8 protein-coding genes are annotated in these 11,351 nt (G+C 68.0%); 3 read left to right on the top strand and 5 right to left on the bottom strand.

The features are described 5' to 3' along the window. Positions 1 to 1,238: 1,238 nt before the first annotated feature. Complete coding sequence (locus ASD21_RS02540) at positions 1,239 to 4,979, top strand: Ig-like domain-containing protein (RefSeq protein ID WP_056436192.1); 3,741 nt, start codon at positions 1,239 to 1,241, stop codon at positions 4,977 to 4,979. Positions 4,980 to 5,027: 48 nt separating this feature from the next. On the opposite strand, the gene ASD21_RS02535 is transcribed toward ASD21_RS02540, so the two are convergent. From ASD21_RS02535 to ASD21_RS02520, 4 genes are all read right to left on the bottom strand, one after another. Next, a complete protein-coding gene (locus ASD21_RS02535; protein WP_056436189.1) occupies positions 5,028 to 5,267 on the bottom strand; it encodes a DUF6894 family protein in 240 nt (79 codons plus the stop codon). Next, the gene (locus tag ASD21_RS02530) at positions 5,267 to 5,458 is read right to left on the bottom strand and encodes a DUF3606 domain-containing protein (RefSeq protein WP_056436184.1); all 192 of its coding nucleotides are present in this window, start codon (positions 5,456 to 5,458) and stop codon (positions 5,267 to 5,269) included. Before ASD21_RS02530 ends, ASD21_RS02535 begins: the two co-directional genes overlap by 1 nt. A 61-nt stretch (positions 5,459 to 5,519) precedes the next feature. Next, a complete protein-coding gene (locus ASD21_RS02525; RefSeq protein ID WP_056436175.1) occupies positions 5,520 to 7,439 on the bottom strand; it encodes a monovalent cation:proton antiporter-2 (CPA2) family protein in 1,920 nt (639 codons plus the stop codon). 3 nt (positions 7,440 to 7,442) lie between these two features. Beyond that, positions 7,443 to 8,054: an NAD(P)H-dependent oxidoreductase gene (locus tag ASD21_RS02520; protein ID WP_056436162.1), complete on the bottom strand. Its 612-nt coding sequence runs from the start codon at positions 8,052 to 8,054 to the stop codon at positions 7,443 to 7,445. A gap of 96 nt (positions 8,055 to 8,150) precedes the next feature. Here ASD21_RS02520 and ASD21_RS02515 point away from each other — a divergent pair, with 96 nt between their 5' ends. Both ASD21_RS02515 and ASD21_RS02510 read left to right on the top strand, forming a co-directional pair. After that, positions 8,151 to 8,876 carry a CoA transferase subunit A gene (locus ASD21_RS02515; protein ID WP_056436159.1) on the top strand — a complete coding sequence of 242 codons (726 nt, stop codon included), beginning with the start codon at positions 8,151 to 8,153 and terminating at the stop codon, positions 8,874 to 8,876. Then, positions 8,876 to 9,517 carry a 3-oxoacid CoA-transferase subunit B gene (locus tag ASD21_RS02510; protein ID WP_056436157.1) on the top strand — a complete coding sequence of 214 codons (642 nt, stop codon included), beginning with the start codon at positions 8,876 to 8,878 and terminating at the stop codon, positions 9,515 to 9,517. Before ASD21_RS02515 ends, ASD21_RS02510 begins: the two co-directional genes overlap by 1 nt. 140 nt (positions 9,518 to 9,657) lie before the next feature. Here the strand turns inward: ASD21_RS02510 and ASD21_RS02505 are convergent, their stop codons facing one another. Then, positions 9,658 to 11,241 carry an ArnT family glycosyltransferase gene (locus tag ASD21_RS02505; RefSeq protein WP_056436154.1) on the bottom strand — a complete coding sequence of 528 codons (1,584 nt, stop codon included), beginning with the start codon at positions 11,239 to 11,241 and terminating at the stop codon, positions 9,658 to 9,660. Positions 11,242 to 11,351: the final 110 nt, after the last annotated feature.

The raw sequence follows: 11,351 nt of genomic DNA, 5'->3' as shown, positions 1-11,351 counted from the left end.
GATGGAAAGGGTCGCGGAGCGCCGGACATCGTCCGGAGTTTGAAAAAGAATACCGTTTCGACGAAGCCCGATCGCTCCGCGCSRTCGTTATCCGGAAGCCCGCGACGCTGAGCCTTTGTTAGGGCCTCGCCGCCTTGAAGCCTCCGACGGGCGGGCCAGGTCAACGAAACCCGGTCCCGGACCGCGAGCGCATCACCGCCCGCCTGCTGCAAAGCCGGCCCTCACGCCACGCCGTTTCTGTGTTCCATGCCCGGCCGGCCCTGGAGACGTGAGGTTTGATGCTGTCCCTACGCACGCGGACAACACCGCCGACAGAGCTTCCCGCTCGATCGCCCCCCTGATGCTGTCCCTACGCACGCGGACAACACCGCCGACAGAGCTTCCCGCTCGATCGCCCCCCGCCGCCGCATCGGTCGCTGGCCATGCGCCCTTTCCCGCGTCGAGGTGAGACAAGGATACGGCCGGTTTGGAGGGTGAGGACCAAATCGGGTCGAGAAAGTTCAGGGCGTTGAAATCACTGGGGTTTGTTGGCTGAACGCAGAGCGTAGACGCTCCGCTGGGGACATGCTCTCACGACAAGCCCCCTGCAACCCGACCAGAGCCGTGGTGTGAGTGCGTGTCCCCGGCCGGCGGAGCATCTGTGTAAAACCGGACAGGGTGAAACCTCTCACCCTCCCACCGCTTCGCGGCGGGCCCCTCCCTCTCTCTAAGAGAGAGGGTGAAGGAGGCGCCAATCAATCGGGCGCTCTTTCCGGAGCTCGCGCGCCGTCCGCCGGTTCATGGTTTCTGATCAAGTAAGTAAGAATTTGCTTCCCACCTGAAGCCAAGGCCCCGTGGTTGCAATCTTCGCGGCGCGTGCGAGGCGTCGCGCCGGCTGTCGTCAGTCGTCGGGACGGCTGGGATATCGAGGATATTTGAACTGTCCGTGGGCGGCCCAGGTGTCATCTAAGGCTTGTCGTGAAAAGTTCAATGCGATGCGACGTCCTGACAAGGACAATAATCCGAAAACTTAATCCGATTACAGCGGTAACTAGACTGTATTGGGCGGTTTTAATTGCCGCATCTCGATTGCGGAATGCCGAAAACTTCGACATCGTCCTGTCATCGAGCGTGCCTAGGCTGGATCAAGATCGCGGCCTTGCTGAAAGCGCCTAGAACACTCGGCCCGACCAAATCTCAAGCTCAGCAGCGACCGCCCAAAACAAGACGCGCCACAAGACCCCCATCGGAGGAAACGCATGACCACCCTGACCGTGGGCGATCTCGCCCTGATCGGCTACAGCGCCGACACCGCCGGCAAGTCGTTCTCGTTCGTCCTGCTGCAGGCGGTCGACGCGGGCACGGTGATCAGCTTCACCGACGACGGCTGGCTGGCGGCGGGCGGGTTCCGAACTGGGGAAGGCGTCTTCACCTACACCGCCCCGGCCGGCGGCGCGGCGGCGGGCACGGTGATCACGGTCACGGGCCTGACCGGCTCGCTCAATCCGTCCACCTCGGGCGACCAGATCATCGCCTTCCAGGGCCCGCTGAGCGCGGCCGCGACGCCGCTGTTCGCCCTGGACTTCGCCGACGGCAACGCGACCTACGCGGCCGACGCCAGCAACTCCAACACCTCGGCCGTTCCGACCGGCCTGGCCACCGGCAGCACCGCCCTGGCCTTCGGAACCGACAACGGCGCCTATGTCGGCACGACCACGGGCACCAAGGCCGCGATCCTGTCGGCCATCGCCAATTCGGCCAACTGGTCGCTCGATGACGCCAATCCCGTGGCCTACAAGACCGGCTTCACGGTCACCGACGGCGGCGTGCCCAGCGCCAACGTCTCGATCAGCGACGTCAGCCTGACCGAGGGCGACGCCGGAACCCAGGTGATGACCTTCACGGTCACCCGCACCAACACCACCGGCGCCTTCACGGTCGACTACGCCACCGCCGACGGCTCGGCCCACGTCGGCGACGACTATGCCGAGGCCCACGGGACCCTGACCTTCGCGGCCGGCGGCCCGGCCAGCCAGACGATCTCGGTGACCCTCAACGGCGACGCGACGCCCGAGCCGAACGAGACCTTCGCGGTCAATCTGTCCAACCTGGTGGTCGCCAGCGGCGCGGCCGCCCTGATCGACGCGGTCGGACAGGCGACGATCGTCAACGACGACTTCGCCCCCGTGGCGATCTACGACATCCAGGGCGCGGGCCACGTCTCGGCCTATGACGGCCAGACGGTCTCGACCCAGGGCGTGGTGACGGCCATCGACACCACCGGCTCGCGCGGCTTCTGGATCCAGGACGCGACGGGCGACGGCGACGACGCCACGTCCGACGCCGTGTTCGTGTTCACCAACGCCATCCCCACCGTCCATGTCGGCGACCTGGTGCAGGTGACCGGCACGGTCGACGAATATAACGGCGGCGTCGCCACCAACCTGTCGATCACCGAGATCACCGCCCCGACCATCAGCGTGATCGGCACGGGAACGATCACCGCCACCGTTCTGGGCGCGGGCGGCCGGGCCATCCCCACCACGGTGATCGACGACGACCACCTGACCAGCTTCGACCCGGCCGCCGACGGCGTCGACTTCTACGAGTCGGTCGAGGGCATGGTGGTCACCCTCCACGACGCCCAGTCCGTGGGTTCGACCTCTCAGGGCCAGACCTGGGTGGTGGCCGACAATGGCGCGGACGCCTCGGGGCTCAACAGCCGGGGCGGGGTCACCGTGTCGGACGGCGACAACAACCCCGAGCGGATCCTGGTCTACGCCGACAGCGGCGTGAACCCGGGCTTCTCGGCCGGCTACGTGCTGGGCGACCACCTGGGCGACGTGACCGGCGTGGTCAGCTATTTCGGCGGCGAGTACGAGGTGCTGGCGACCTCGGTCCAGAACACCACCAGCGGCGGGACCCTGCCGCTGGAGACCACCAGCCTGGCCGGCGACGCCAGCCACCTGGCGATCGGGGCCTATAATCTCGAAAACATCTCGCCGGTCGACCCGGACGCCAAGTTCGCGGCCCTGGCCGCCGACATCGCCCATAATCTGGGCGCGCCCGACATCCTGGGCGTCGAGGAGATCCAGGACGCCGACGGGGCCGGCAACGGCACGAACTACAGCGGCGCGGCGACCCTGAACAAGCTGGTGGCGGCCATCGAGGCGGCCGGCGGCCCCCACTACAGCTGGGTCGAAATCGCCCCGACCGCCAACAATTCCACCGGCGGCGAGAGCAACGGCAACATCCGCAACGCCTTCCTCTATCGCGAGGACCGGGTGGACTATGTCGAGGGCTCGGCCCGACTGATCCAGGACGCCACCGGTTCGACCGACGCCTTCCACAACAGCCGCAATCCGCTGGCCGCCGAGTTCGTCTTCCACGGCGAGACAGTCACGGCCATCGACGTGCACAACTATTCGCGCGGCGGCAGCGACCCGCTGTTCGGCGCCAACCAGCCGGCGAGCAACAACGGCGATGATCGTCGCGCCGACCAGAGCACGGCCGTCCACGACTATGTCACCACTCTGCTGGCGGCCGATCCGGACGCCCACATCACGGTGATGGGCGATTTCAACGCCTATTATTACGAGCAGAGCCTGACCCTGCTCGAGGCCAATGGCGATCTCTACAACCTGGCCCGGACCCTGAGCGCCGAGGAGCGCTACTCGTACATCTTCGAGGGCAACGCCCAGCAGATCGACAACCTGCTGGTCTCGCAAAGCCTCAAGGACGGCGCGGTGTTCGACAACATCCACCTCAACACCGGCCAGGCGGCCATCGACCAACCCACCGACCACGACGCGATCCTGGCGCTGCTGTCGATCAACACCGCGCCGGTCGCCACCCTGGACGGGACGTTCACGGTGTCCGAGGACGCCGTCCTGACGGTCGACGCCGCCCACGGCGTGCTGGCCAACGACAACGACGCCAACAGCGACGCCCTCACGGCCGTGCTCGGTCAGGGCCCGACCTACGGCACGCTGGTGCTGAACGCCGACGGCTCGTTCATCTACACGGCCAACGCCAACTACAACGGCGCCGATGCCTTCACCTACACGGCGCATGACGCCTATGGCGGGGTGTCGGGCGTGGTCACCGTCCAGCTGGGCGTCGAGGCGGTCAACGACGCGCCGACGGGCGCGGCCGACGCGGCCTCGGTCGCCGAGGACGCCTCGATCCTGGTCAATGTCCTGGCCAACGACCACGACGTCGACCTGGACGGCCTGAGCATCGCGGCCCTGTCGGGGACCAAGTCGGCCCTGGGCGCCTCGATCAGCATCGAGAACGGCCAGGTGCGTTACGCGGCCGACGCCGACGGCTTCGACCAGCTGGCCGCCGGCCACTCGGTGGTCGACAGCTTCACCTACACCGCCACCGACGGCCACGGCGGCTTCACCGCCCCGATCACGGTCAGCATCACGGTGGGCGAGGCCGGCGACAACCGCACGCTGTCAGGCAACCCGGTCAAGGCCAACAGCTTCACCGACGTCGGCGAGTACGACACCACCTATACCGGCGGCCTGCTGAGCGACGTGATCAACGGCGGCGGCGGGTCGGACCACCTGTTCGGCGGCAACGGCAAGGACACGCTGAACGGCGGGACCGGTCGCGACACCCTGGAAGGCGGGACCGGTCCCGACCTGCTGACCGGCGGAGCGGGGGCCGACGACTTCGTGTTCGGCCTGGGCTCGGGAACCGACCACATCACCGACTTCAACCCTGGCGAGGACCACATCATCACCCCGCTGCGCGATCAGCTGGGCGACTTCGTGGGTGGCCTGGGCCTGGGCAAGCTGGCCGATCTGGTCGACCGCCTGCTGGCCCCCAGCTTCAAGGACGTCGACACCAACGGCGACCATCACGCCGACGCGGTGTCGATCAACGCCGTCGGCATGGGCACGGTCGTCCTCGACAACTGGACGATCGCGACCCTGACCGCGCAGGGCTATCTGGACCCGCAGCACCACGTGGTCGGCGACTGGCTGCTGTAGGGGCGGATCAGTTCAAGATCCTCCCCCTGTGGGGGAGGGCCGCCTTCGTCAGTGCAGCGTTCCGGTCGGGGCGTCGGCCTCGACGGCGACCGTCGCCAGGACGGCGCGGCGGTCGTCCAGGACCTCGACCAGCAGGGTCCCGTCCTGGGCGAATTCGTCGGCGTTGTCGCGCAGCCACTCGCCGGCGATCCGCGCCGCCTCGATCTTGGCGGCGTCGAGATCGTCGAACACCTCGCCTTCGTCGTCGGTCAGCACATGACCGTCGCTGAGCTGGAAGAAATAGCGCATCAGGCCTTGCCGCGGCGCGACTTGAGGGCCTGTTCGACGGCGTCGGCCGAGACGCCGACGTCGGTCACCGCGTCGCGCAGCTGGTCGGGGGTGACGCCGAACTTCCGGGTCCAGTAGGACACTTCATGGGGCTCGTTGACGTTGACCCGAGCCCGATCCTGGGGTCCGCGATCTTGCAGGTTGTCGGCCATGGAATCCTCCTTTGACCAAGGGAATCCCCATGGCGGGCCGACGGTTCCCGCTTTTCGGCGCCTACTTCGCCGCCTCGCGCCGCGCCGCTTCCCGCTCGGCGCGTTCCTTCAGCTCCTCGTCGAGGCTGGCGGTGTCCCAGGCGCCGGCGGCGTCGCCGGGGCGCAGGCGCGCCAGGTCGGCGGTCAGCAGCTTGTCCATGGTCTGGGCCGCGTCGCGCGAGGCCAGGATATAGGCCTCCTCCTGGCCCCAGACCGGACGCAGGTCCTCGAACGACTTGCGGTCGTGGCGGCGGAAGATCGCGCCGGCGCGGTGGGCGCGATGGGCGCGGTAGCCCAGCTTCTGCAGAGCGGTGGTCCCCAGGGCCAGGGCGCCCTCGAAGGTCTCGCGCTCGACCGCGTCGGCGCCGTTGGCCAGCAGGTCGTAGGCGTGGCGGCGGTCCCAGGCCCGGGCCAGGATCACCAGGTCGGGGAAGGCCTTGCGGGCGGTCTCGACCAGCTCGACGGTCTTTTCCCGGTCGTCCAGGGCGACGATCAGCATCCGGGCCCGCTCGATGCCGGCGGCGCGCAGCAGGTCCATCCGCGTGGCGTCGCCATAGTGCACCCGACGGCCGAAGCGGCGCAGCAGGTCGATCTGCTCGATGTCGCTGTCCAGCACCGTCGAGCGGAAGCCGTTGGCGGTCAGCAGGCGGCCGGTGATCTGACCGAAGCGCCCGAAGCCGGCGATGATGATGTCCGGTTCGCCGTCCTCGAAAGCCCCGGTGTCGGGGACCACCTTGGGAATGGCCGCGTCGAACATCTGGGCGATGCGCTCGTAGAGGATCATCGCCACGGGGGTCAGGGCCATGGAGACGGCGACGGCGGCGGTCAGCAGGGCCGCCAGGGGCGCGCCGATCACGCCGGCCCCGACCGTGAAGGTCAGCAGCACGAAGGCGAACTCCCCGCCCTGGGCCAGGGCGGTGGCGACGGCCGCCGCGCCCCGAACCGGGGCCTTGAACAACAGCGCCAGGCCGAACATCACCAGGAACTTCAGCACCATCAGCCCCAGCACCAGGCCGATCAGGGTCAGGGGCTGGCCGGCCACCAGGCGCAGGTCGATGCCGGCCCCGACGGTGATGAAGAACAGGCCCAGCAGCAGGCCGCGGAACGGCTCGATGTCGGTCTCCAGCTCTCGGCGGAACTCGCTCTCGGCCAGCACCACGCCGGCCAGGAAGGCGCCGAGGGCGGGGGACAGGCCGACGGTCTGCATGATGCTGGCCACGCCCACCACGATCAGCAGGGCCGCGGCGGTGAAGATCTCGCGCAGGCGGGCCTCGGCGATGAAGCGGAAGATCGGCCGCACCAGATAGCGGCCGCCGCCGACCACGGCGCCCACGGCCACCAGCACCGACAGGCCCTGGGCCCAGGGCGGCAGGTGGGCGACCAGGCTGACGCCGCCGTGGCCTTCGGCCGCGCCCGCATGGACCGGCGGGGCGATGGTCGCCAGGGTCGGCAGCAAGGCGAACATCGGGATGACCGCCAGGTCCTGCAGCAGCAGGATCCCGAAGGCGGCGCGTCCGACCGGGCCTTGCCTCAGGCCCTTCTCGTCCAGGGTCTGCAGCACGATGGCGGTGGAGGACATGGCCAGCACCATCCCGACGGCCAGGGCCGTCTGCCAGGGCAGGCCCAGCAGCATCGAGACGCCGGCGATGGCCAGCGAGGTGCCGACGACCTGGGCGCCGCCGAAGCCGAAGATCGCCTTGCGCATGTCCCACAGGGTCGAGGGCTGGACCTCCAGCCCGATCAGGAACAGCAGGATGACCACGCCGAACTCGGCGAACTTCATGATGTCGGTCTGCTCGCCGACCAGGGACAGGGCGAACGGCCCGATCACCACCCCGGCGATCAGGTAGCCGAGCACCGAGCCCAGGCCCAGCCGCTTGGCGATCGGCACGGAGATGACGGCGGCGCCGAGATAGACCAGGGCCTGCAGGAGGAACGGCATGGATCAGGCCCCCAGTTCGAGGTCGGCGGGGGCGGTCAGCAGCGAGCCGACGCGGGCGCGATAACGCTGGGCCTCGGCCTTGAGCTCCTCGTCGTCCTTGACCGCCGCGCCGTGCACCACGAAAGGCGTCTCCCAGACCATGCCGCACAGATAGGCGGTCTGCTCCAGCGGGCGCAGATATTCGTCCAGGGTGAAACGGTTGTAGCCGTGGGCGTGATAGGCCTTGGCCGCCCCGCCGGTGGTGCAGCCGGCGAACAGGCGCTTGCCGGCCAGGGCGTTGCCGTCCAGGCCGTAGGCGAAGCCGTGCAGCCAGACCAGGTCGAACCACTCCTTCAGCAAGGCCGGGGTCGAGTACCAGTAGAGCGGGAACTGCACGGCGATCACGTCGTGCGACAGCAGCTTCTCCTGCTCGGCCTCGATGTCGATCGCGAAGTCCGGATAGGTCTCGTAGAGGTCGTTGAAGGTGACGCCTTCCAGCCCCTTGACCGCCTTGGCCAGGGCGCGATTGGCGCGGGAGCGTTCAAGCGCCGGATGCGCCAGGGTCAACAGCACCCCCGAGGTGGCGGGCGTCACGAGCCCGGTGCTAGTTTCCCCAGGGTTAGCCTGATCCGTCACGCCGAAACTCCACGCATCGAAATTTTATTCATCAAGGGTTGAATTTCTCCGTCCGTCGGCTCAGAGCAATCGGCGAACGTCGCTCCGGGAGGAACCATGGTCGACAAGGTGAAGTCCACAGCCGCCGAAGCGCTGGCGGGTCTTTTATTCGATGGCATGACGATCATGGCCGGCGGCTTCGGCCTGTGCGGCATTCCCGAGAACCTGATCGCGGCGATCCGCGAAACGGGCGTCAAGGACCTCACGGTGGTCTCCAACAATTGCGGCGTCGACGGCTTCGGCCTGGGGATCCTGCTGGAGAACCGCCAGATCAAGAAGATGGTCTCGTCCTATGTGGGTGAGAACAAGCTGTTCGAACAGCTCTACCTCAGCGGCGAGCTGGAGTTGGAGTTCAATCCGCAGGGCACCCTGGCCGAACGCATCCGCGCCGGCGGGGCGGGCATCCCCGCCTTCTTCACGCGCACCGGCTACGGCACCCTGGTGGCCGAGGGCAAGGAAGTCCGTGAGTTCGACGGCGAGATGTACGTGATGGAGCGCGGCCTGACCGCCGACCTGTCGATCGTCAAGGCCTGGAAGGCCGACGCCGAGGGCAACCTCGTCTACCGAAAGACCGCCCGCAACTTCAATCCGATGATGGCCACGGCCGGCAGGGCCACCGTCGTCGAGGTCGAGGAGATCGTGGCGATCGGCGCGCTGGACAAGGACGGCATCCATACGCCCGGCATCTATGTCGACCGCCTGATCAAGGGCGCGACGTTCGAGAAGCGCATCGAGCGCGTCACCACCCGTCCTCGTGAAGAAAAAACTGGGGAGACCGTCTGATGGCCTGGACGCGTGACCAGATGGCCGAACGGGCGGCCCGGGAGCTGCGGGATGGCTTCTATGTGAACCTGGGCATCGGCATTCCGACCCTGGTGGCCAACTACATCCCCGAGGGCATGTCCGTGACGCTGCAGAGCGAGAACGGCATGCTGGGCATGGGCCCCTTCCCTTACGAGGGCGAGGAGGACGCCGACCTGATCAACGCCGGCAAGCAGACGATCACCGAGCTGGAATCGAGCTCGTACTTCTCGTCGGCCGACAGCTTCGCGATGATCCGCGGCGGCCACATCGCCCTGTCGATCCTGGGCGGCATGCAGGTGTCCGAGAACGGCGACCTGGCCAACTGGATGGTGCCCGGCAAGATGGTCAAGGGCATGGGCGGGGCCATGGACCTGGTGGCCGGCGTCAAGCGTGTGGTGGTGGTCATGGACCACTGCGAGAAATCCGGCGCGCCCAAGCTGCTGCACCGCTGCTCGCTGCCCCTGACCGGGGCGGGCGTGGTCGACCTGCTGATCACCGAACTGGGCGTGTTCGAGATCAATCGCGGCAAGACGCCGGTCAAGCTGATCGAGCTGGCGTCGGGCGTGACCGTGGACGAGGTCAAGACCAAGACCGAGGCGGATTTCGAGGTCGCGGTCTAAGCCCCTCCCCCTGTGGGGGAGGTGTCGGCGCAGCCGACGGAGGGGGGCGTGATCGGCCGGTGGCCGGATCCAGGATCTTCGATCCTAAAACTCCCCCCACCGGCCTTCGGCCGCCTCCCCCAGAGGGGGAGGGGCCAGCTCTAAGGCGTCGGCTCCGGATCCGGCGGCAGGCCCGTCACCGGATCGCGCGGCACGGGCGCGAAGCCCTGGGCGATGAACAGGTCGGTGCGGCGCGAGCGCTTCTTGTCCAGGCGTACGCGGACGATCTGCAGATCGGAGGTCGCCTTGAAGTCCTGGCGGATCTTGGCGCGGTAGGTTCCCTCGAGGCTGGCGATCAGCACGCGACGGCCCAGGGCCGCGTCCAGCGGCGCCTCGGCCTCGGCCTGGTTGCGGGGGGCGATCTCGTGCACCCACATCTTGAGCGGCGGGGCGGCCGGCGTGCCGAAATAGCCGCGGCCGTAATAGGCCGCGACATTGTAGAGGAAGCGGTCGTCGACGGCGACGGCGGTCACGCCGCCGTGTAGGGCTTGCTCCTCGCGCGTCCGGGCAATGATCGCCTGCACCGTCTGGTCCCAGCCGCGGGCCCGCTTGAAGCTGTTGGCCATGCCCATGGCCTCGGCCGTGCGCGGATCGATCACCCAGGTCAGGAACAGCGCCGCCAGCACCGCCTGCAGCGCCAGGCCGCCGATCAGCCAGCGGCGGGCGTCCCAGCGCAGCAGCCAGGCGGCGACCAGCACCGAGCCGGCGACATAGGCCGCGCCCGCCCAGTTGGAGTTGGCCCGCGAGACGAAGGCCTGGGCCGCCACGGTGAGCAGCGGCGGCAGGGCGAAGCACAGCAGCATGATGTCGGCGGCCGCCAGCCGCTTGCGGACCGCCAGCAGCAGGGCGCCGCCGCCCAGCACGCCGAACGGCACGGGGCCGAACACCCCGAACTGCGAGCCGACGAACTGGACCAGCTCCATCGGGTTGAACAGATCGCCGGTCTTCCAGTTGGCGTTGGCCGCCGTGTGCTCCACCGTCGAGAAATGGTGCTGGTAGTTCCACAACAGGTTTGGGGCGAACACGGCGAACAGGGCCGCGAAGAAGACCATCGCCATGGCCGGCGTCCAGGCGCGCCGGGCCTCGCGGGACAGGAACAGATGGGCGGCCAGGCCGGCCAGGGCGTAGATCGCCGCGTACTTGCTCAGGAACGCCATGCCCAGGGCCGCGCCCATGCCGGCGGCGACCCAGATCCGGGTGCGCTCCGAGGCGTCGGGCAGGGCCACGCAGGCCCAGATCATCAAGGCCAGAAAGAACAGCAGCGGCGTGTCGGTGGTGATCAGCACCGACGACAGCTGGACGCCCGGCATCAGGATGAAGACCGCCGCGGCGGCCAGTCCGACCCAGGAGCCGCCCCTTTCGCCGCCGTAGAGCCGGGTGGCGATGCGCGAAATCACCAGGGCCGTTCCGGCGTTGAGCAGCGGCGAACCGATGCGCAGCCAGGCCTCGGCGTCGCCGCCGATTCGCGTGGTCGCCCAGATCAACCAGGCGATGACCGGAGGCTTGGAAAAATACCCGAAATCGAGGTGGCGCGACCACAGCCAGTACTGGGCTTCGTCCGGGTACAACTCCAGGGGGGTCGCGAACAGCGCAACGACCCGCAGAACCGTCAGAACCCCGACCAAGACCAGGGTGAGCCGCCAGATTCGCAGCTGGGCCGCCCGCGCCGTTTCATCAAGGGCCACGCTGATTTCTCCCGCATAAGTAAGAGGACGCTGACTAAATCTTCCGCACGCGGGGCCCTCGAAGCGCGTTTATCCGCGATCGTGGCCTTTCCGTCACCAAACCTTCTAAA

It is taken from the genome of Caulobacter sp. Root1455 (assembly GCF_001426905.1).
Classification (GTDB): Bacteria; Pseudomonadota; Alphaproteobacteria; order Caulobacterales; family Caulobacteraceae; genus Caulobacter.
Note: the sequence above shows the minus strand (reverse complement) of the source record. Positions and strands in the feature narration are given on the sequence as shown.